This window comes from Paraburkholderia sp. GAS333 (assembly GCF_050435665.1).
Classification (GTDB): Bacteria; Pseudomonadota; Gammaproteobacteria; order Burkholderiales; family Burkholderiaceae; genus Paraburkholderia; species Paraburkholderia fungorum_A.
Window position 1 is genome coordinate 958,725 of the sequence record NZ_JBNDKS010000003.1, and the last position, 19,671, is coordinate 978,395.

19 protein-coding genes are annotated in these 19,671 nt (G+C 60.7%); 6 read left to right on the forward strand and 13 right to left on the reverse strand.

Features of this window, described 5'->3' with window-relative positions:
* The first annotated feature begins 89 nt into the window (after positions 1-89).
* The gene (locus ABH945_RS20040) at positions 90-1,526 is read left to right on the forward strand and encodes an aldehyde dehydrogenase (NADP(+)) (RefSeq protein ID WP_429251668.1); all 1,437 of its coding nucleotides are present in this window, start codon (positions 90-92) and stop codon (positions 1,524-1,526) included.
* A gap of 169 nt (positions 1,527-1,695) precedes the next feature.
* Here the strand turns inward: ABH945_RS20040 and ABH945_RS20045 are convergent, their stop codons facing one another.
* The 9 genes from ABH945_RS20045 to ABH945_RS20085 all read right to left on the reverse strand — a co-directional run bounded on the left by ABH945_RS20045 (position 1,696) and on the right by ABH945_RS20085 (position 12,673).
* Complete coding sequence (locus ABH945_RS20045; RefSeq protein ID WP_253189778.1) at positions 1,696-3,600, reverse strand: hypothetical protein; 1,905 nt, start codon at positions 3,598-3,600, stop codon at positions 1,696-1,698.
* A 180-nt stretch (positions 3,601-3,780) separates the two neighbouring features.
* Positions 3,781-4,674, reverse strand: a complete 894-nt coding sequence (locus tag ABH945_RS20050; RefSeq protein ID WP_429251669.1) for a phosphate ABC transporter substrate-binding protein — start codon at positions 4,672-4,674, stop codon at positions 3,781-3,783.
* 28 nt (positions 4,675-4,702) lie between these two features.
* Positions 4,703-6,253, reverse strand: coding sequence for an acetolactate synthase large subunit (locus ABH945_RS20055; RefSeq protein WP_429251670.1), 1,551 nt, complete (start codon positions 6,251-6,253; stop codon positions 4,703-4,705).
* On the reverse strand, positions 6,254-7,111 hold the full coding sequence (locus ABH945_RS20060) for an HpcH/HpaI aldolase family protein (RefSeq protein ID WP_074770652.1): 858 nt from the start codon (positions 7,109-7,111) through the stop codon (positions 6,254-6,256).
* Positions 7,112-7,158: 47 nt separating this feature from the next.
* Complete coding sequence (locus tag ABH945_RS20065) at positions 7,159-8,145, reverse strand: protocatechuate 3,4-dioxygenase (RefSeq protein ID WP_074770654.1); 987 nt, start codon at positions 8,143-8,145, stop codon at positions 7,159-7,161.
* Between the two features lie 80 nt (positions 8,146-8,225).
* Positions 8,226-9,476 carry an MFS transporter gene (locus ABH945_RS20070; RefSeq protein ID WP_429251671.1) on the reverse strand — a complete coding sequence of 417 codons (1,251 nt, stop codon included), beginning with the start codon at positions 9,474-9,476 and terminating at the stop codon, positions 8,226-8,228.
* A gap of 131 nt (positions 9,477-9,607) precedes the next feature.
* Positions 9,608-10,453, reverse strand: coding sequence for an amidohydrolase family protein (locus ABH945_RS20075; RefSeq protein WP_074770658.1), 846 nt, complete (start codon positions 10,451-10,453; stop codon positions 9,608-9,610).
* Positions 10,454-10,536: 83 nt separating this feature from the next.
* Positions 10,537-11,562 carry an amidohydrolase family protein gene (locus ABH945_RS20080; RefSeq protein WP_429251672.1) on the reverse strand — a complete coding sequence of 342 codons (1,026 nt, stop codon included), beginning with the start codon at positions 11,560-11,562 and terminating at the stop codon, positions 10,537-10,539.
* 133 nt (positions 11,563-11,695) lie between these two features.
* A complete protein-coding gene (locus tag ABH945_RS20085) occupies positions 11,696-12,673 on the reverse strand; it encodes a PhnD/SsuA/transferrin family substrate-binding protein (RefSeq protein WP_429251673.1) in 978 nt (325 codons plus the stop codon).
* Between the two features lie 753 nt (positions 12,674-13,426).
* On the opposite strand from ABH945_RS20085, the gene ABH945_RS20090 reads away from it, so the two are divergent.
* Positions 13,427-13,681 carry a hypothetical protein gene (locus ABH945_RS20090; RefSeq protein WP_074770665.1) on the forward strand — a complete coding sequence of 85 codons (255 nt, stop codon included), beginning with the start codon at positions 13,427-13,429 and terminating at the stop codon, positions 13,679-13,681.
* Here ABH945_RS20090 and ABH945_RS20095 read toward each other — a convergent pair whose 3' ends face one another.
* Complete coding sequence (locus ABH945_RS20095; protein WP_429251674.1) at positions 13,682-14,314, reverse strand: glutathione binding-like protein; 633 nt, start codon at positions 14,312-14,314, stop codon at positions 13,682-13,684. It lies immediately after the preceding gene.
* A gap of 143 nt (positions 14,315-14,457) precedes the next feature.
* Here ABH945_RS20095 and ABH945_RS20100 point away from each other — a divergent pair, with 143 nt between their 5' ends.
* On the forward strand, positions 14,458-14,820 hold the full coding sequence (locus ABH945_RS20100) for a winged helix-turn-helix transcriptional regulator (protein WP_074770669.1): 363 nt from the start codon (positions 14,458-14,460) through the stop codon (positions 14,818-14,820).
* Between the two features lie 11 nt (positions 14,821-14,831).
* Here ABH945_RS20100 and bla read toward each other — a convergent pair whose 3' ends face one another.
* Entirely contained in the window at positions 14,832-15,641 is an 810-nt protein-coding gene (bla, locus tag ABH945_RS20105; protein ID WP_429251675.1) for a class A beta-lactamase, read from the reverse strand.
* A 165-nt stretch (positions 15,642-15,806) separates the two neighbouring features.
* Complete coding sequence (gene gstA, locus ABH945_RS20110) at positions 15,807-16,415, reverse strand: glutathione transferase GstA (protein WP_429251676.1); 609 nt, start codon at positions 16,413-16,415, stop codon at positions 15,807-15,809.
* 363 nt (positions 16,416-16,778) lie between these two features.
* On the opposite strand from gstA, the gene ABH945_RS20115 reads away from it, so the two are divergent.
* From ABH945_RS20115 to ABH945_RS20125, 3 genes are all read left to right on the forward strand, one after another.
* Complete coding sequence (locus tag ABH945_RS20115) at positions 16,779-17,489, forward strand: SDR family NAD(P)-dependent oxidoreductase (RefSeq protein WP_429251677.1); 711 nt, start codon at positions 16,779-16,781, stop codon at positions 17,487-17,489.
* Positions 17,490-17,536: 47 nt separating this feature from the next.
* The gene (locus tag ABH945_RS20120; RefSeq protein ID WP_429251678.1) at positions 17,537-17,773 is read left to right on the forward strand and encodes a tautomerase family protein; all 237 of its coding nucleotides are present in this window, start codon (positions 17,537-17,539) and stop codon (positions 17,771-17,773) included.
* A 293-nt stretch (positions 17,774-18,066) separates the two neighbouring features.
* Positions 18,067-18,978: a LysR family transcriptional regulator gene (locus ABH945_RS20125; protein ID WP_074771236.1), complete on the forward strand. Its 912-nt coding sequence runs from the start codon at positions 18,067-18,069 to the stop codon at positions 18,976-18,978.
* Positions 18,979-19,016: 38 nt separating this feature from the next.
* Here ABH945_RS20125 and ABH945_RS20130 read toward each other — a convergent pair whose 3' ends face one another.
* The gene (locus tag ABH945_RS20130; protein ID WP_074770679.1) at positions 19,017-19,631 is read right to left on the reverse strand and encodes a TetR/AcrR family transcriptional regulator; all 615 of its coding nucleotides are present in this window, start codon (positions 19,629-19,631) and stop codon (positions 19,017-19,019) included.
* Positions 19,632-19,671 lie beyond the last annotated feature (40 nt).

The following is a 19,671-nucleotide window of genomic DNA, read 5'->3' on the forward strand; positions in this document are numbered from 1 at the left end:
CGCTCCGAACTCAATGCGGATAACACCAACCGCCGCGGCCAACGCCCATCCGTATACGAGATTTATCTTCCATCCTTTTTGGAGTAGTCATGCAGATTCAGGAATACACCGCCGCGCAGATTCAGGCTGCCGTCACGGCGGCGGCGAGCGCAGCCGACGATTGGGCTCAGTCATCCGCGCAAACGCGCGCAGAACTTCTGCGTGGACTGGGCGCTGTGCTGGTCGCCAATCGCGAAGAACTGGTCCGCCTCGCCGATGAAGAAAGCTCGCTGGGCGCCGCGCGACTGAATGGCGAACTCGACCGCACCGCGTTCCAGTTCAACGGATTCGCCGACCATATCGAAGCAGGCAGCGCCTTCTCGCTGACCGACGACGAAGCCATCGCAGGCGCACCGCCCGTAGGACGTCCGCATCTGACTCGCGTGCGCATTCCGCTCGGACCGGTCGCGATGTTCTCGGCTAGCAACTTCCCGCTGGCGTTTTCGGTTCTGGGCGGCGATACCGCGTCCGCCCTTGCCGCCGGCTGCCCGGTCGTAGTGAAGGCGCATCCTGGTCATCCGAAGCTGTCGCGCCGCGTTTTCGAACTCGCGCAATCGGTACTGACGATGCAGGAATTGTCTGCCGGTGTGATCGGCTTCGTCGAAGGTGCGAGCATCGACGTGGGCGTCGCGCTGGTCCGCAATCCCGCCATCGCGGCCGTTGCGTTCACCGGGTCGTACAAAGGCGGCTCGGCATTGTGGGCAGAAGCGAATGCGCGTCCGCGGCCTATTCCGTTCTATGGCGAACTCGGCTCGATCAACCCGGTGATCGCACTGCCGCCTGCACTCGCCGCACAGGCCGAAGAACTGGCGCAAGCGCTGGCATCGTCGATCGAATTCGGTTCTGGGCAGATTTGCACGAGTCCTGGCGTCGTCGTTCTGTTCGAAGGCGCGGACGCCGACCGGTTCGAGAACGCGCTGCACGATGCGCTGCAAACAAAAAAGACCCACACGATGCTGACGCCCGGCATGAAGCGCAACTTCGATGCGGGCGTTGCGCGTCTGACTGGCACGCCAGGTGTGCAAACTGTTCTGCCATCAGACTCGAATGGCGACGACACTGCGCCGCCACGTCCGTTGCTCGCGCGAACCAGCGCAGAGAACTTCATCGCCGATCATGCGTTGCGCGAAGAAGTTTTTGGTCCCGCCTGCCTGGTCGTGCGCGTGAAGTCGGCAGATGAAGTCGTCAAGGTTCTCAACGCTGTCGGCGGAAGCTTGACGGTCACCTTGTGGGGCGCAGAAAACGATTCCGCCGACGTGCGCCGAATCACGCGCTGCGCGACGCAAATTGCCGGACGCGTTCTGTTCAGCGGCGTGCCTACCGGCGTGGCCGTGACGCGCAGCCAGCAGCACGGCGGCCCGTGGCCCGCATCGACGGAACCGTTCACGACCTCGGTCGGCTATGCGGCGATGGATCGTTTCCTGCGGCCTGTCGCGCTTCAAAGCGCACCTGCGTGGCTGGCTGAACGCGCGGGACGTCCCTGCTGATATCGGTGAATAAATAGCTTGTTCGACGTACCCGGATGCCCGCGACGAGTCCCACTCTCGCGGGCATTTTTGTTTGTCGTCGCCTGCGTGTTAAGCGAGACTGAATCGCCATAAAAAAAAGCGCCGTGCTCTCGCACGGCGCTTTGACTACGTCACATCACAAACCAACTTACTGATTCGGCACGTACAGCGGCATCGAATCTTCCCACAGCGTATCGGTGATAGCGTGCTGATCCGAGCCATCGGCATTCATCACCCAGTTCTGGCCGTCGGGCTGGAACGTGTTGTCGTACAGCGCGAGTTCGTCGCGGAAACCGTAGACACCCGAGCTATAGCCAATCCGACCATCATAAAGCCACACGGCGTGACCCTGGTTCGCACCCGGCGTGGTCAGACGCGTCACGTCCGAGCCATCCGGCTTGATCGTGTATACGTCGTAGTGGAACTTGTTCGGATCGGTCGGGTTGATTTCCTTGCGCGTGAACACGATCTTGCTGCCGTCCGGCGACCAGCCCGGCAGGTTGTCCGCTTCGGTCGTCAGCACCTTCGTTTCGCGCGTGTCGAGATCCAGAACGCGCAGACCCTGAACCTTCGGGCTCCACACGCGGTACACGATCTTCTTGCCGTCCGGCGAGTAGCTCGGGAAACCGGCATTGATCGAACCGTCGGTCAGGATCTCCGGCTTGTTGTCCATGCTGCCGTCCGCCTTGATCCGTGCGATACGGCCCGGGCCCATGCCACGCGTGAAGAACCAGTCGCCGATACCGAACGCCACCCACTCGCGATTCGGCGACCACGTCGGCTGGAATGCACCCGCGAGGCCCTTCTTGATCATGTCCGGATCGAGACCGCTGCTGGCCGGATCGTAGATGCGCTGATAGCCGGTGAAGTCCGGATTGATGACGGCAATCGACGAGCCCATCGCCTTTTCCGTGTACACCAGCTTCTTGTGATCCGCCGACAATTGCGGGAACACGTCGATATAACGGTAGTTCCATGCGGGGTCGAAGCTGAACATCGGCGTGCCGTTCGGATGCGCCGGACGCATCGTGATCTTTTCGTAAACCACCTTGCTGCCGTCCGCCGAATAATGCGGCGAGCGGATACCCGAGTTCGCGGTCGAACGGAATGCGCCAGCGGTCGTGTACAGACCTTCGGTTTCGCCGCCCTTCACGTGATAAGCAACGTTGGTGTCCGAGATATATTGCGGGAACACCTTGAAGCCCGGCGTCGACGTCAACTGGGTCCGCGACAGGTCCGACAGATTGACCGAGACGATTTGCGAGCTGACCTTGTTGATCAACTCAGGACGGTGCGCACCCCAGGTCGATTCGACCGGCGTTTCATAGAACGCGACGCGCTTGCCATCGGGCGACCACGACGGCGAACCTTCGTCGAAGCCGGGGTTGCTGGCCACTTTCTTCCAGCCCGAGCCATCGGGATGAATGATGTAGATGCTGCTTTCCTGCGTACGCTCCCAGCCGACCGGCAGATTGTGACCGCGCCACTCGGAGCCGATGTCGGAAGACAGCGCGATCCACTTGCCATCCGGCGACCACGACGGACGGAAGAAGCTATGCGGCTTGCTCGGATCGAATTTGATATCGCCGGTGACGTTTTTCAGCGCGCCGGTCGCGATGTTCAGCGTCCAGATGTTGGTCGTGCCGAACTTGTCTTCACCGCGACGCGATGAAACAAAGGCGATGACATTAGGATCGGTGGGGGAAACAACGGCCGCGTCGTCGATGGCGATGTGATCGGTCAGACGCTTCAGATCGGTGCCGTCCACTTTCACGCGATACAGATTCGCTTCGCCGTAACCGTCGCGCTCCGACGTAAAGACGATCCACTGACCGTCTTTCGAGAAAGAAGCGTGGTAGTCGAAGCCGGGAGTTTGCAGCAGTTTGTGTTCGTCGCTACCGTCGGCATTCGCCACATACAGATCGGAAGTCACCGGGCCCAGGCGGTCGAGCAATGCCGTGCCTTGGGTAGCAGTTTGCGTCGCGGCCTGCGCGCCTGCCGAGATGACAATCCACGTGCCCCCGATGGCCGAATAAGCCAGGAGCTTTTTCAAAGACGAGTTTAAATACACAGCGAAATGCCTCCGTTAATTATGCTTGGTTGAGCGGCGGACTACACCGCTCAACGGCCTCCTGCGTCGCTATTCTAGTCAACGCGTTATGGTTTTCTTCCTTACTTCGACTTCTTGCGTATTACCACTTTTTTCCTGCATTTCTCTGGACGGCAGCGGCATTTAGCCGAGACTTCCGGTTACATCGTCGAACAGTTCATCGACCGAAAGACGATGCGGAATGATCTTCTGATCCAGCGCCCAATCAATCGCAAGCTGCAATCCCTTGCGGTTCGCTTCAAGCCCGATCGGCGGGAACACGGCCGGCACGCCTTCAGCGAGATTGCGGCTCTCGACCACCATCCGGTACAACTCGCGCACCACATCCGGGCGCTGCTTCGACACGTCTTCGTGCACGACGAACATGTGATTGATCGGCACCACGTTTTCACGCGCGAACCAGTCTTTCGCCGCCGCCTGCGCGTTCGGCACCAGCGTGCGCACGCGCTCGTCCTTCGGCATGTCTTCGCCGAGCAGCGCAGCGGCCAGTTCACCCTTGAGCATCATCTCCGGGATCGACGAACCGGCCGGCAGCCGCTCGCAGTTATTCGGATCGCGGTACTCGGCGAGGTGACCGTCGCCGAGCGTCATCCATTGCACCTTGTCGAGATCGACGCCATATTCGTGACGCAGAATGCCGCGAATCCACAGCGCCGTGGTCTGCGTGTACGTGCGCACACCGACCTTCCTGCCTTCGATATCTTTCGGATCGAGGTGACCGAAGTCGAGGTTGTAGCCCGCACAGTGATGCTGGAAGCGGCCCGAGATCGGCGTCGGCAGCAGCACGTACGGCTTGCCGTACGCCTTCGCCTGCAGGAACGTGACGATCGCGAGTTCGCCCGCGTCGAATTTATTCTCGCGCACCATCGCCTTGAAGCCGTTGTGCGCGGGCGTCGGGCCGCAGAAATCGAGGTTCACGATATCTGAGCTGACGCGGCCGTCTTTCATCGCTTTCGTGACCGCGTAATCGGCCAGGTTCGTGCGCAGCGTCGGCACGCCGGTGAAGTTCGTTGTCATTGATGGGGGTCCTTAAGCTTGATTGGATTTACAGCCTGACCTCGATCAGGCACGGGCCCGACTCGTTCGCCGAGTTCGCCATGGCCTGGTGGAATGCTTCGGCGGTATCGACGGAAACAGCGGGCACGCCCATGCTTTTCGCCATCGCGAGCCAGTCGATGCGCGGACGGTCGATGTCGATCATCGCCAGCGCGCGCTCGCCCGGCGCACCCGCGCCCATGTTCGCGTACTCGGCCTTCAGGATCGCGTAGCTGTTATTCGCGAAGATGATCGTCGTGATGTTCAGGTTCTCGCGCGCCTGGGTCCACAGCGACTGGATCGTGTACATCGCGCTGCCGTCGCCGACCATGCAGAACACGCGCCGGTCCGGACACGCGAGCGCCGCGCCGGTGGCAACCGGTGTGCCGTAGCCGATCGAGCCGCCCATGTTGTTGATCAGATCGTGCGGCGCCGCGCCGACTGTCAAGCCCATCGTTTCGCGGCCCGTGGTCAGCGATTCGTCGACGAGGATGCAGTTCTCCGGCAACGCGGCGGCGAGTGCCTGCGCGATGCTGGCGGGCCCGAGTGCGCCGGTCGGCGGCGTGGAATCGGCGCGTTGCTGAAGCACCGCTTTCGCGTTCGATGCGCCCACGGCTTCGACCAGCATCTCCAGTCCTGCAACACCGTCCTCGCCGATTTCGACCAGTTCATGCACGCTGGTACCCGCTGATTTCAGCAGGCTCGGTTTGTCCGGATAACTGAAGAACGCGATCGGCTCGGTGGTTTCCACCGTGATGATGTGTTTGAAGCCCTTCAGATAGTCGACCGCCTGATTGACCGCATACGGAATGCGTTCGAGCGTCACGCGCCCTGCACCGCGCTCGATCCGCGCGCTGAAGAACTGCGTCGCGATACGGCAGCCGGTGGCCGCCTTCAGCTTGCCCGCGAGTTCGACCGCACGGCCTTTGGTCGAATGACCGGCGAGCACGATCAGCGTCGGCTCGCCCGAGTGCAGCACCTTCGCGATGTGCTCGACGCGTGCGACATCAGGCGCTTTTGCTTTTTCAGACGTCACCGCACGCGAAGGCACGACCGCTTCACCCGCTTCCTGCCACGATGCATCGCCCGGCAGGATCAGCGTCGCGATCTGGCCGACGTGTTCGCTCGCCTTCGACACCGCAGCGGCCACATCCCACGCGACCGTATGCGACGACTCCACACGACGCACCCAGTGACTCAACGGACGCGCGAGCCCTTCGATATCGGACGTGAGCGGCGGATCGTACTTCAGATGCGAAGCCGAATGCTCGCCCACGATGTTGACCATCCCCGACGATGCACGCTTCGCATTGTGGATGTTGGCCAGCCCGTTCGCGAGGCCCGGCCCCAGGTGCAGCAGCGTGGACGCGGGCGTGCCCTTCATCCGGTAGTAGCCGTCCGCTGCGCCCGTGCAGACGCCTTCGAACAGGCACAGCACGCTGCGCATCGCCGGATTCTCCAGCGCCTTCAGGAAGTGCATCTCCGACGTGCCGGGATTCGCGAAACAGATATCGACGCCCTGCGCTGTCAGCGTCTGGACCAGGCTTTCGGCTCCGTTCATTTAATACCCCGCCAGCTCGCGTGCTGCACCGACGACGCCATAGCTGCGTTGCGGCGCGGACATCAGGAAGCGGTAGCCTTCCTTGACCAGACGGTCGTGATTCTTCGCGGTCGTGTGCGGATTGCCGACCACCACGTTGTGCTTGTGGCAGGTCTCGACGATCTGGCGCATCGCGTCGAGCACTTCAGGATGTTCGTACTGACGCGGCAGGCCGAGTTGCTGGCTGAGGTCGCCCTCGCCGATCAGGATGAAGCCGATGCCCGGCACGTTCGACAGGATGTCGTCGAGGTTGTCGATGGCTTCGGTGCTTTCGCACATCAGGCCGACGAGGATTTCGCCTTCGGGGGCGAGCGGCCACACGTCGGCCTTCTTGTAGTAGTCGGCCATGCTCAAGCCCCAGTAGCGCGCGGCCGTCGCGGGACCGTCGCCACGTGCGCCCTTCGGCTCATACAGCGGCGCATTTTTCGGACGTGCATAGCGGCACGATGCGACCGCGTTATATGCCTGCTCGACGGTCGCGACGTGCGGCCACACGACACCGTAAGCACCGCGATCGAGCACCTGCTTCGCAAACGCCTGATTCATCTCGACACCGTTCGCAGGGATGCGCGCAATCGGCGTCACACGCGGAGCCACCGAACCGGACTCGGCGATCTGCTTGCGGTTCAGCATGTACTGCAACGCATCGCCGAGAGCGGACACGTCGTACGGGTTGTGCTCCATTTCGAAGACGATGCCGTCGTACGGCGCATCGCTCATTTCGATTGCGTTCTGCTTGTCCAGTTTCGAAAACGCGGTGTACGCAGTCTTGCCCGATTCGAAGGCGCGAATGATGCTGTTGAGGCGGGTGTCGCTCATGGTCTTTCTCTCTCGTAAATTTGGTGCGTAGGGTCAGCGTGGCGCGATCAGTCGGCCGCTTTCCAATACATGAAACCCATACCTTCGCCAGTGCCCGCGGCCGTGCGCCAGCAGGGCACGTAGTCGACCAGCGTCATTTCCGCGCCGGTTTCCTGCACCGCTTTCATCACGCTCACATAGAGCTTGATTTCGGACGTGCCCGACTGGTACGAGCGGTTGTCCACTGCGGCAAGGCCGTCGTAGTCGTAGTCGCCCAGCATCTTCATGATGCTGTGGTCGAACTCTTCGTCGTTGACGAAGTGCGACAGGCCGCCCGACGCGAAGATGCCGACGCGCACATCGTCCGGCCATGCATTGATCGCATCGCGCAACACGCGGCCGAAATCGATACAACGCGCCATCGACGGCTGGGTCGGCGGATAGAAGCAGTTCATGATGATCGGCACGTGCGGCGGCGGGTTGTCGCCCATGATCTGGTGATACACGAAGCTGTATGCGTGCGGCACGACCGGATATTCCGGCAGCGGTTTCATCCACACGTTATCGGGCCATGCAAACAGATCGGTCAGATCGAAGTTTTCGCGCTGGAAATGATCGATCAGGTACGTCGCCAGCTTCGGATGACACTGGTGCGTGACGTGATGGTCCGGCGCGTACACCGAACGTTGCGGCGGACCGTTGTGTACTTCCTGGCCGGTATAGATCGCGATCGACGGCGAGAAGTCGGTGAAGATTTCCTTCTGGTCCTTGCCCAGAATAATCGCGACATCCACGTCCGCTGCGCGATACGCTTCGGCCATCTTGTCGAGTGCGGTACGGCAGCGCGCAGCGCGTGCAGTGCGTTCCTCGATGGTCAGGAATTTTTCGAATGCGGCGCCACGGTGCGCTTCAAGTTCGGGATACGTCCATGTCCGGTTACGGAACCACAGTTCCGGATTGTTGCGGTCACGTTCCCCGTTCTTGAGCCAGTCCTCAGGTGCTTGCCCCAGCATGCCGCTGTGCGGCACGGCCATCCCGAATACGATCTTCGCCATTTACGTTTCTCAATGAATTAGTGTGTTCAACAAGGCCGGTATGTCAGCCATCCAGGCTATGCCGGCCAGGCCGTGATTACTCAGGCTCGCCGCAGCGATCCGTGGGACTCGGTCACCTTGGGGGCCCATTCGGGGCGGTACAGAATTGCCGTGGCCAGTGCGCCGACAACGAGGAATCCGAGGATCACCATCATCGGCAGGTCGTAGCTTCCGCTCACATGCAGCAGCCAGCCCGAGAGGCTCGCCGCCACACCACCGGCAAGGCTGGTGGCAAGTTGCTGCACACCGGTCACGAGACCGATGGTCTGCTTCGGGATCAGCGTGAGACGCGACAGCACCAGGTTGTTCGCGGTCACGAAGCCGAGCAGCGACAGCGACAGCACATTCCAGAACAGCGCCATCTGCAGGGTCGGCGCGTAGGCACCGAACAGCACCGTGCATCCGCCGATAAAGCCCGCGATCGTGAATACCTTGCGCACCGTGATCGGGTTATGGCCGCGCGCTATGATCCGGTCGGCCGCCCAGCCCGCGAGCGCCGCCACGATGGCGATGCCGGCGAAGCTGAAGAACGTGAAGAGCCCGGAGCGCGTAATCGACAGACCACGTTGCTCGACCAGATACGACGGCATCCAGGTCATGCAATAGAACGTGAAGTAGCCGTAGCAGAAGTTGGTGACCATGCCGCCCCACACCACCGGGCTCGACAGAATGCTGCCGAACGTCACCGTGCGGGCGCTGCGGTTGGCCTGCGTGAGGGCAGCTTTTGTCGGCAGGTCGTTGCGCACCATCAGCAGCCAGGGGATGAGCCAGAGCAGACCGGCGAGGCCGGTTGCGATGAACATCATCTTCCACGAGTAGTTGACGATGAACCACGCGCCGACCGGTGCGCCGATCGCCGGACCGAACTTGTTGCCCATCGCGAGAATGCCGACGGCGAGGCCGTTCTGGCTTTCGTCGAAGTTGTTGCGGATCCAGCGATAGCTCGCGGGAATCACAATCGCTTCGGCCATGCCGATGATCAACCGCATCACGACGAGGCTCGCGAGCGCCGTCACTGCGCCCATCAACGCGGTGGCGATACACCACAGCGCGAAGCTGATCGCGTACGGCCATTTCACGCCATAGCGGTCGGCCACCCAGCCCATCGGAACCTGAAATACGCCGTATGACCAGAAGAACGCCGCGTTGATCCAGCCGCGGTCGATGTCGGTCAGCGCGAAATGTTGAACGAAGCCTGGGTCCGCCAGCGTCGACGAAATACTGGTTCGGTCGACGAAGGAAATCAGCACGCCAAGCGCAAGGAGCGCGAGTACGGCCCAGCGGCTTGCCATCCCGGGTCGCACAGAATTTCTTGTCTCCATCTGCTTGTTTCTCTTAAGTTTGTTTGAACTCTGCGTGCCGGCCAATTCTGCAAAACGCCTGCTTCAGCGCCTCGAATGGCCGGCCCGGATACAGCGGTAAATCAGGCCAGAGCCGGGTACAGCTTCTGTGCCGTCTTGCCGAAGATCCACGCGCGATCTTCTTCGCTCAGGCTGGCGAGACCTGCCTGAGCGGTCGCGAGAATCTCCGCAAGCGTTCCCGGCGACGTCGGATAGTTCGAACCCCACGCCATGCGTTGCGCGCCGAAGGCTTCGACCACACGCGGGAAGAACGTTTCCGCGCTGGCCTTTTCCTTCTTCACGTCGCCGAAAATGCGCGGCGTGAGCTTCATGTAGATGTTTTCCAGCGGAGCCAGATCGAACAGGCTTTGTGCCTTCGCGTACGGCGCACCATCGGCGACTTCCGGACGACCCAGGTGATCCAGAACGATCGCGACGTTCGGGAAGCGCTTGGCGAGCGCGGTCACTTGCGGCAAGCCGATCGGGCCGGTCTGGATACACATCGGCAGGCCGAGTTCGCCGCACAATTCCCATGCTTCGAACGAGCGTGGATCGTCGAGTTCGCTCGGGTCGAATTCCTTCGTGCTGCCGCCGGTGAACAGGCGCAGGCCCGCGAGGCCGCGCTTGACCCATTCGCGGATCTTCTCCGGTGCGTCAGGTTGCAGCACGTCGACCGAACCGACTGCCACGAGGCGATCGGCGTATTGACCGCAACCATCGACGACGTAGCTGTTATCGAAGCCGTAGGTGGTCGACGAATGCACGACGGCGGCCTTCGCGACACCGGCTGCGTCCATCGATTCGATCAGCGTCTCGACGGTAGTCGGGCGCTCCTTCGACCAGTCCGAACGCTTGCCGAACAACGGTGCCGGCGGATACAGCGATTCGTTGTCGGAGATGATGTGCGGGTGAATATCAACGATTGTCATGAGTGTCTCTGTGCTTGTCGGGTTGACAGGCGGCCCTCGCGGACCGCTTTATGAGCCGCATTGCTAGCCGCCTGTTCTCGCGCTTACCTGCCTTGCGCCTTCAGGCGTGCATCGAGTCGCGGATACACGCGACGTGCATTGCCTTCGAAAATCTTGTAGCGGTCTTCTTCCGACAGCGCCTCGCACGCGTCGATATAACGCTTCGTGTCGTCGAAGTACTGACCCGTTGCCGGATCCTTGCCGCGAACCGCGCCGATCATTTCCGAGCCGAACAGCACGTTGTCCGACGGAATCACCTTGGTCAGCAGTTCCACGCCCGGCTTGTGATACACGCACGAGTCGAAGAAGATATTGTTCAGCAGACCTTCGAGCGGACGGTCGCGCATTTCCAGCGACATGCCGCGATAACGGCCCCAGTGATAAGGCACTGCGCCGCCGCCGTGCGGAATCACCAGACGCAGCGTCGGGAAATCCTTGAACAGATCCGATTGCAGAATCTGCATGAACACCGACGTGTCCGCGTTCAGATAATGGGCACCTGTACCGTGGAAACACGGGTTGCACGATGCAGCGACGTGGATCATCGCGGGCACGTCGAGGTCGACGAGCGCTTCGTACATCGGATACCACTCACGGTCCGTCACCGGCGTGCCGGTCCAGTAGCCGCCGCTCGGGTCCGGGTTCAGGTTGCAACCGACGAAGCCCAGTTCCTCGACGCAACGGCGCAATTCGGCGACGCTGTTCGCAGGCGCGACGCCCGGCGATTGTGGCAACTGGCAGACCGGCGCGAAGTTGTCCGGATACAGTTCGGTCACGCGATGCACGAGGTCGTTCGATACGCGGGCCCATTCGAGGCTGGTGCGTTCGTTACCGAGGTGGTGGCTCATCAGGCCGGCGATCGGCGAGAACAGCGTGAGGTCGCTGCCGCGTTCGCGTTGCAGCTTCAGTTGACCATTGCCGATGGCTTCGCGGATTTCGTCGTCGTTGACACGTGCGCCGTCGAGCAACGGTGCGTTGGCGGGGTCGTTGGCAAATTCAACCTGCTTCGCGCGCCATGCGCGAAACGACGCGGGAACGGTCGTGAAGTGACCGTGGCAATCGATAATCATGGTGTCTCCTGTCGACCGGAGTTAGCGCTTCAGCGCTGACTCCGGTCCTATGCAGCTTGTCTCATTTGACCGGCGCTGAAGGCATCCACCCTCGCTCCGGCCCAGTGCATCTTGTTGCGTTCGAATCGGCGGCTTACTTCGCCAGCGGATCAACGAACAGTTCGTCGATCGCCATGCGGCGCGGCGTCAGACCTTGCTTGAATGCGGTCGCTTCCAGCGTCTCGATCGTCTTCAGGTTTTCCTGCAGACCGTACGGCAGCGGGTCGTGTCCGACGATCTTGCGCAGTTCCAGATACTTCTTGTCGCTGGCCGCTGTCGCTTCGCCTGCATCCAGACGGACCAGCCATTCTTTCTTGGCTTGCGCGAACGCGTCGTAAATCGACTTCGCGATCCACGGATGCTCGGCCAGCACCGAGTCCTTCACGACGATCGTGCCGTGCATCGGATAAACGCCGGTGCGTGCAAAATATTCGGTTTCGAGTTCGGTCGCGTTCGGCAGCAGGTCCGGGTAGTCCGCTTCGACTTCCTTCCAGCCGCCCGTCGGCGCGCCCGTGCGGCCGATACCGGCTGCAGCGGCAAACCCTGCCGACAGTTCGCCCGACGCCATCATTTCGGCAAGCGAGCTGCCTTCCGGCGCATGAATCACGTTTTCCGGCAGCTTCAGTTGCTGAACATGCTCTTCGTCATCGACCACCCAGGTGACCTTCGACGAATCCAGACCGAACTCGTCGATCAGCACCTGACGGGTCCACACGCCGGTCGTAACCGAGTACGCACGCACGCCGACTTTCTTGCCTTCGAGGTCTTTCGGATGCTTGATGCCCGCATCCGGGCGAACCAGCAGGCCGCCGTGGTGGAAGCGGCGAACCACGAAAATCGGCAGACCGACGAACGGCGCGCCATAAGCGCGGGCGATGATATAGGTCGTCGGAGCCAGCTCGCAGACGTCGAATTCGACGTCGCGCACCATCCGGCGAAACGCGCCGATTTGCGGCTGAACGGTCACGAATTCGGCGTCGACGCCCTCAATGGGGATGGAACCGTTACGGATGGCAGACGTATGCGGATGCTCAGCGATTGCAATTTTGAGCGGGACTTTCTTGGTCAACATCCTCTCCTGTGGATTAGTCGTCGCCAGCAACCGGTTGAAGACACCAGCGCCGGACGTATCGTCTCGATAGGGTAAGAATATTGGAGGACGGGTCGCGCGTCCCTACACAAAAGTTACATTCAATGGCACTTTTGTGGATTGGCCCGCAAGCCACGCCGAGCGGGGGCTACGGGCTTGCGTGCTGCGGTTTTGAGCAGCGGCTGCGACCAACGGCGAGCAGCGCTTGCCGGGGCGAAACAAGCGGGTGTGGTCGGGTTGGTGATGCCGGAATAGTGTGGCGCGTCTTCGCCATCGCCGGCGAAAAAATGCGGACGTGGCCCTTTTATTTCGTCAGATTACAGAGCGCAGCGCGGTTCGCCGACGTCAGGGATTCTGACGTCGGCTACACCCAGGTTGCTCGATCTAAAACAGCATCGGGAAAACCGGTTCGCGCTGCGTGGCCCAAGAGTTGGGGGCGGGTGCCGCAAGCGCTCGCAACACGAAACGGTGTTTGCAGCCTGAGGATTCTGCTTCGGGATGCCAATCGACAGGAGCGATTGCGCTACGTCGTTGCAGACGTTGCATCAAAAATTAGACGGACGATTAAAAAACTCCCGCATTTTCCGTGTAGCAACACCCATAGATTTTGCTTTTCCCGTTTGAATATTTAAACCGCAACGGTCGTGACTATTAGAGCAATCTCTCTTTCAATCGAAAATTGACTTATTTTTCTCGGACCTATGATGCTTCCATCAACCCACGGAGGGGTACGCGATGGCTGTCGGTTATTTTGTCAATGGAGTGCGGGTGAATCCGCATGCGCCGGGCAACCTTTTGTCGGCCAATGCGTTGACTCATCTGCATGGCGACGATTTCATACGGGAATTTGGGGCCGACATGTTCAGACGCCTCCCGCTTGAACAACAGGCGGCGGTGATCGGTGCATGGTCGAAAGCGAATTCGGACAAAGCCAAAGAGCGAAGCGAAGTCTTCGAAGCGTTGCTGGCGGGAATTCTTTGCTCTGACTGATTAGCCCAGCATTCCCTCGACCGCCAGCACACGTTGCACTGCCGCCCGACTTCTTATCCGCTCATACCAGGTTTGCAGGTTACGGAGATGCGTCAGATCGATGTCCGCGTTATAAACGGATTTCATCCAGCCAGCCCGGCCCCAACCCGTTAGCGAAAAAAGATAGGCATCGGCAATCGTGAACTTGCCGCCCATCAGAAACTCCTTTCCCGCTAACTGCCGGTCGACCCATGCGAATCGGCTTTCGAGCTTCGGCCTGGCTGTATCGACATACTTGCCGGCGGCGACGGCATACAGCAATGGAATAAAGCCCTTGTGAATTTCAGAGGTCAGGAAATTCAACCATTCGAGAAGCCGATAGCGATCCATCGTGCCAGGCGCGGGTGCCAACTCCAACTCGGGCCGCTGATCGGCAAGGTACTGCGCAATCACAGGTCCCTCGCGCAATTGCGCGCCGTCGTCCAATTCAAGCAACGGCACATAACCTAGCGCGTTGACGTCGTAATAGTTCGAACCGTCTTCTACCAGATGCTTGCGTGCATCCACCTTGATCAATTGCGCTTCTATTCCCGCTTCTTCCAGGACGATTCGAATCGCTTGTGAGCAACTGCCCGGTGCGTGATACAACTTCATGTGTTCTCTCCTGTGCATGACGATTGGCATTTGCCACGCGCTTTCGTGGCAACGCGGCTAATATGGCGCGGCAGGAACAAAAAGAGAAGAAGGCAGAAGTTTGTGCGGTAGGCACAAAAAATATACTGGGTGAAGGTGGATCGATGAAAAGAAGTGCAACCGGCTGTTCCGTTGAAGAAGCGATGCGCCTGCTCGGCGGACGTTGGCGCTTATTGCTTGTTTCGTATCTTCTGGACGGGCCGAAACGTTTCAACGATTTGCGCAGAGACGTCGACGGCATATCGCAGCGCATGCTCACACTGGATCTTCGCGCACTCGAACAGGCCGGGCTTATCCAGCGGACCGTATTTCCGGAAGTGCCGGTGAAAGTCGAATATCAACTCACCGACGACGGTCAACGTCTGAGGCCCGTCGTCGAAGTCATGCGGGATTTCGGCCTGTGGCTCAAGGCGCGTCCCGGATATGAGCTAACTGAAGAACCCGACGAGGATCAGGCGGCGGCCTGATCGAAAGATCGTCAGGCACTCGTCCCCGCCCATTTCACGAAGACCTGACCGGCTTCGCGCAACACGGTCTCGCGAAGCTCCATGCTGACGCCAGGTGCATCGTAATACGTAGCGACAAGAAGCGGCGCACGATCTGGCGGCCGCACGATTGCGTAGTCGTTTGTTTCTTCTTCGACACTCGTGCCGGGACGATCGCCGGCCAGCCAATCCGCTGGTAAAGCAGCGCGAATACGGTTGAGGCCAGGCTTGCAGGCAACCATCCACGCTTCCAGTTGACGACGCGATTGAACGCTCAGTACATCGCCCAGAAGAATACGGCTGGCAGACGTGGTAATGGCTCGTGGCGTAGTCGTATCCAGCATGCCGCTATAGGCATTCGACGTTGGCTCATAGCGGTCAGAGCGCGTCACGTTATCGCCAAGACTTCGCGCAAATCGGGTCAACGATTCGGGACCGCCGACACTTCTCATCAACAGGATCGCCGCCGTGTTGTCGCTCACTTCGACGATCGCCTGACAAAGAGCGCCGACTGACATTGCGCCGCGCATCACATTGGCCTTGGTGACCGGCGAAGTAAAGATGAGGTCTTTCTCCGTGTAATGCACGAGACGTTCGAGACTTTCCTTGCCCGAGTCCACGCGTGAAAGTACCTGTGCGGCCAAAAGTCCCTTGAAGGTGCTGCACATCAGAAAGCGCTCGTCGGCGCGATAGGCGAGCGTTCTTCCGGAGCCGGTATCGATAGCGAATACGCCAAGGCGTCCGCCATAACGACGTTCGATATCGGCTATTGGAGACTCGGCGGCGAAGAGCGGCGCGGCCATGCTCATTCCGAGTAGAAGAGGCAGACCGAAGGCCACGCTGCGGCGTGTTGTGGAAATCGTCACTGTATCGTCCCGTTGTCTTGTACTTGATGTCGATGAGAATCGCCCTGCGTCGAACTACACGTCGCCAGCGATTCCCATGCCGCTACACCGCTAATCGGTCGATCAAGCAATCAACCCTTCTGCCTTCATCGCGGCCTGAACGGGCGCGCGCGTCACGACGCGTTGCTGGAATGCCGCGATCGCGCTGAACCGCGACAGGTCCAGACCGACATGACCGGCCCAGTTGGTCACGGTGAACAGATACGCGTCGGCCGCCGAGAACTCGTCGCCGAGCAACCACGGCTGTTCGGCGAGGCGCTGCTCCAGCAACGAATAGTGCTTGTGCAAAGCCTCTTTCCGTTCCGCGCGCACGGCTTCCGGCGTCGCGGGGTTGAACAGCGGCGAGTAGCCCTTGTGCAACTCGGAGTTGATGAAGCCCAGCAATTCCTGAAGACGGTAACGCGCAAGCGTGCCGTTTGCGGGCGCCAGTCCGCTTTCGGGATTGAGGTCGGCGAGGTACTGCACGATTGCCGGTCCTTCAGTCAGCAACTCGCCGTTGTCCAACTGCAGAGCGGGTACGCTGCCCTTCGGGTTGATCTGCAAAAAATCCGCGCCGCTTTCGGTGCGCTTCGTTTTGATGTCTACCTTCTCCAGTTCCAGTGTTACACCCGCCTCTCGCGCGACGATATGCGGCGACAGTGAACACGCGCCCGGATAGTAATAAAGCTTCATCGAATATTCCTGAAAAATTTTAACGATTGTGCTGCATGTGCCCAACTATAAGGGCCGTTACGCGCACGCATCGGATAGTAGCCGGGCACGTTGCGTTCCGGGCGGTTGTCGCTGAAAAAATCATCGGACGGCTCGCCGGTGATCTACTTGCAGTGAAGCCGAATCGCATGGGTTTGCCAGTACGCATCCATGAGGCCGCGCCGCTCTGCTCCTCAACTCACTTGTACCTGGTACGAAAGACTGTTTGTCCATGGCGGGTATTCGAAACCAGCGCCAATGCGCCTAGATTTCATACCTATCGGAGCCGATGGCCCGATCCGCACCTGATCCCAAGTACTCGTCTACCCGTCTGGAGCATTCATCATGAGCACATCACACAAAGTCGTTGTCGTTACCGGCGCGTCGCAAGGCATCGGCGCAGAAATGGTCAGCGCGTTCCGCAAGCTCGATTACCGCGTTGTCGCCACCGCCCGGTCGGTGAAGCCGTCGGACGATCCCGGCATCCTGAGCATCGCGGGCGATATCGCCGATCCGGCCACCGCGCGTCGCGTGATCTCGGAAGCGGTCGCCCGCTTTGGCCGTATCGATACGCTGGTCAACAACGCGGGCATCTTCATCGCGAAGCCTTTTACGCAGTACACCGCTGAGGATTACGCAGCCGCTATCGGCGTCAACGTGTCCGGCTTCTTCCACATCACGCAACTGGCCATTGCCGAGATGGAGAAGAACGCGAGCGGCCATGTGGTCACGATCACGACCACGCTCGCCGACCAGGCGATCGACGGCGTACCGTCGGTGCTGGCGTCGCTGACCAAGGGCGGATTGAACGCGGCCACGCGGTCGCTCGCCATCGAGTATGCAAAGCGGGGGATTCGCGCCAACGCGGTGTCGCCAGGCATCATCAAGTCGCCGATGCACGTGCAGGAGACTCACGCGGCGCTGGGCGCGCTGCATCCGATGGGACATATGGGCGAAATGAGCGATATCGTGAACGCGGTGCTGTATCTCGATGCCGCGCCCTTCGTGACAGGCGAAATCCTGCACGTGGACGGCGGCCAGAGCGCGGGCCACTGATCGACTTCGACATCAGATTCCATCAACCGACGGCACAGGAGAACGACATGCCTATCGTCACCATTCAGGTGACCCGCGAAGGGTCCCAACCCGGCAACGATTCCGTCACCGCGGACGAAAAAGCCAGGTTGATCGCAGGCGTCAGCCAGGTGCTGCTCGATGTGCTGAACAAGCCGCTCGAAGCGACGTTCGTCGTCATTCAGGAAGTGGAGATGGAGAACTGGGGCTGGGGCGGCCTGCCGGTCGAGACGTATCGCAAGCAGCGCAATTCGACGCCTGGCTGATCCGGCCATCCGATCGGCGTTGAATGGGAACAGGGCGCCCCGCAACACCGCGTGGCGCCCTTTCCGGCGTGGCGGGCCATGAAGCCAGGCCCGCGATACTGGATTCCGCCATGTCGCCCGATTGCACGCGACGCTGCACGCATAGCGTTCGCTCGGCCAGCGTCCTGATATTCTGTCCGGACCCTCGTTACGCAGCGAAGCGACCCGCGCCGCCCGTTGCGTTCGTCTCGTGGCCGTACCTGGCGCCATCTGCCGAGGCCGGACAAGCGCGCTACCGCAGATCGCCCGAATCCATGCAGCGCCAATTTGAAGATGTTCTTCTGGGCAGCATCGAACTGTTCTGCCTTGCCGCCGAACTCGAAAGTTTCACCGTCGCCGCGAATGCCGCCAGCGTCACGCCTGCTGCCGTGAGCCGTTCGGTCGCGCGACTCGAGGAGCGGCTCGGCGTACGCCTGTTTGTGCGGACCACCCGCCAGATCCGCCTGACCGACGCAGGACGGCGGTACTTCGAGCAATGCCGGCAGGCACTGAGCCTGCTCACCGACGCCGAGCGCGAAGCGACCGGCCAGCAAACCGCCGCCAGCGGTGTTTTGCGGATCAGCATGCCGACACCGTACGGCCACTATCGCGTGCTACCACTGCTGGCGGAATTTCGCGCGCGTTTTCCTGGCGTCACGGTCGAGACGCACCTCAGCAACCGCAATATCGATTTCGCCGACGAAGGTTTTGATCTCGCCATTCGCGGAAGTGCCCCAAGCGACTCAGGTCTGATCGCGCGCACGATCGAGGATGCGGAACTGGTGGTGGTTGCATCGCCCGCTTATCTGCGGCGTGCGGGCAAACCAAAAACCCCGGACGATCTGGCGAATCACGACTGCATTCAATACGCGTTACCGAGTACCGGGCGCAATCTGCCGTGGCTGTTCAAATTGAACGACGAAGTGACCGAGTTGACGACACGCGGCGGTTGCTCGGCGTCGGGCGACGTGCTGGCGGGCGTGACGCTCGCGCGCCACGGTGCGGGCCTTTTCCAGACCTATCGTTTTATCGTCGACAAGGACATCGCGGAAGGCTCGCTCAAGGAATTGCTGATTCCCTATGGCGGTTGTTCGCGGCCATTCGTGTTGCTGTATCCGCATGCGCGGCATCTATCGTCGCGGGTGCGCAGTTTTGTCGACTTCCTGATGGAAAAGCTCGGACCGTAGTCACGCAATCCACCGTTGCAAGCCGACCTGCCACGCGCTTACTCGTAGCGCGCGAGAAACATGTCCGCCGCCGATTCGGCAACCTTCTTCTGCTCCGCTTTGCTGAGTGCGGGTTGTCCCATGGTCACCTGCGGCCAGAAAGCGAACGACTTCACCAGCCCCTGCAACTGCTGCGACGCGAACACCGGATCGGCTGCCTTCAGCCGTCCATCGGCAGCGGCCGCGCGAATCCATACCGTCAGGTCTTCTTCGCGCTCGCCCATTCGCGCAACCATGTCCCGCGCGCGTTCGGGCGAATGGATGCCCGCCGCGATCGCCACGCGCGCAAGCGAAAGAAACGCCTCGTCATTCATCAGCCTCAGCTTGCGCGACAGCAATTCGAGCAACTGCGCGCGCAACGGCTGATCCGCGCGATAAGACTGCGCATCGCCCATGTGGCTTGCGTCCCACAACTGCTGCAGGATTGCCGCGAACAACGCTTCCTTGCTCGGAAAGTGGTTATAGACCGTACGTTTCGAGACGTTCGCCCGCGCGGCGATGCGATCCATGCTGGTCGCGTCGAAGCCGGCGGCGAGAAATTCTTCGGTGGCCGCGCCGATCACCGCAAGGCGCTTGCGATCGGTCAGCCGTTGATGGGGGAGAGTCGGTTCCATCTTTAAATTTTACACCAGGCAGTTTACTTTTCCCGACGAT

Excerpts from the sequence above, each read along its gene's own strand:
- ABH945_RS20040 (WP_429251668.1), top strand. The coding sequence starts at position 90 with ATGCAGATTCAGGAATACACCGCCGCGCAGATTCAGGCTGCCGTCACG.
- ABH945_RS20050 (WP_429251669.1), bottom strand. The coding sequence starts at position 4,674 with ATGACAACGAACTTCACCGGCGTGCCGACGCTGCGCACGAACCTGGCC.
- ABH945_RS20055 (WP_429251670.1), bottom strand. The coding sequence starts at position 6,253 with ATGAACGGAGCCGAAAGCCTGGTCCAGACGCTGACAGCGCAGGGCGTC.
- ABH945_RS20060 (WP_074770652.1), bottom strand. The coding sequence starts at position 7,111 with ATGAGCGACACCCGCCTCAACAGCATCATTCGCGCCTTCGAATCGGGC.
- ABH945_RS20065 (WP_074770654.1), bottom strand. The coding sequence starts at position 8,145 with ATGGCGAAGATCGTATTCGGGATGGCCGTGCCGCACAGCGGCATGCTG.
- ABH945_RS20070 (WP_429251671.1), bottom strand. The coding sequence starts at position 9,476 with ATGGCAAGCCGCTGGGCCGTACTCGCGCTCCTTGCGCTTGGCGTGCTG.
- ABH945_RS20075 (WP_074770658.1), bottom strand. The coding sequence starts at position 10,453 with ATGACAATCGTTGATATTCACCCGCACATCATCTCCGACAACGAATCG.
- ABH945_RS20080 (WP_429251672.1), bottom strand. The coding sequence starts at position 11,562 with ATGATTATCGATTGCCACGGTCACTTCACGACCGTTCCCGCGTCGTTT.
- ABH945_RS20085 (WP_429251673.1), bottom strand. The coding sequence starts at position 12,673 with ATGTTGACCAAGAAAGTCCCGCTCAAAATTGCAATCGCTGAGCATCCG.
- ABH945_RS20090 (WP_074770665.1), top strand. The coding sequence starts at position 13,427 with ATGGCTGTCGGTTATTTTGTCAATGGAGTGCGGGTGAATCCGCATGCG.
- ABH945_RS20095 (WP_429251674.1), bottom strand. The coding sequence starts at position 14,314 with ATGAAGTTGTATCACGCACCGGGCAGTTGCTCACAAGCGATTCGAATC.
- ABH945_RS20100 (WP_074770669.1), top strand. The coding sequence starts at position 14,458 with ATGAAAAGAAGTGCAACCGGCTGTTCCGTTGAAGAAGCGATGCGCCTG.
- bla (WP_429251675.1), bottom strand. The coding sequence starts at position 15,641 with ATGGCCGCGCCGCTCTTCGCCGCCGAGTCTCCAATAGCCGATATCGAA.
- gstA (WP_429251676.1), bottom strand. The coding sequence starts at position 16,415 with ATGAAGCTTTATTACTATCCGGGCGCGTGTTCACTGTCGCCGCATATC.
- ABH945_RS20115 (WP_429251677.1), top strand. The coding sequence starts at position 16,779 with ATGAGCACATCACACAAAGTCGTTGTCGTTACCGGCGCGTCGCAAGGC.
- ABH945_RS20120 (WP_429251678.1), top strand. The coding sequence starts at position 17,537 with ATGCCTATCGTCACCATTCAGGTGACCCGCGAAGGGTCCCAACCCGGC.
- ABH945_RS20125 (WP_074771236.1), top strand. The coding sequence starts at position 18,067 with ATGCAGCGCCAATTTGAAGATGTTCTTCTGGGCAGCATCGAACTGTTC.
- ABH945_RS20130 (WP_074770679.1), bottom strand. The coding sequence starts at position 19,631 with ATGGAACCGACTCTCCCCCATCAACGGCTGACCGATCGCAAGCGCCTT.